We start from the raw sequence: 443 nt of genomic DNA on the forward strand, positions 1-443 counted from the left end.
CGAGCTATGGTCTCTTGGTTTCTTTGGCCGGATGATCCATTGATGATGCCGACCTTGAGACCGAGCTCCTCGAGAAACGCCTGGATCGTGGTCTGAGTTTCACGCCGCCCAGTGAATACGACCATACGCCAGCTGGTCGGATTTTCCTGCTTGAGCAACGAAACGAGTTGGCGAAGCCCTTCAAGCTTCGCGCTTGTCTTCATGGGTGTGACGATGGCTTTGACAGTCTCCGCAAGCTCCATCGGCACCGTCTCGTTGCGAGCCATAGTCTGAAGCTGGGCCATAAGCGCGTGCGGGCTGCTGGTCAGTGCTTGGAGAATGCTTATCTGCGCTAGCCGATTTAGCTTCTGGATAGGTTTGGCGATAGCTTCGATAAGGGCAAGCTCCTCGGCAGACGGATCGACCTTGTGCAGCTGAATCTTTCGCTCGGGAAAATCCAGATT

1 pseudogene is annotated in these 443 nt (G+C 54.9%); it reads right to left on the reverse strand.

Annotated features, from left to right (window positions below):
• Nucleotides 1-443: pseudogene (locus ACM43_RS09540) on the reverse strand (hypothetical protein); the annotation flags it as partial.

This window comes from Bradyrhizobium sp. CCBAU 45321 (assembly GCF_028128975.1).
Lineage (GTDB): Bacteria > Pseudomonadota > Alphaproteobacteria > Rhizobiales > Xanthobacteraceae > Bradyrhizobium > Bradyrhizobium yuanmingense.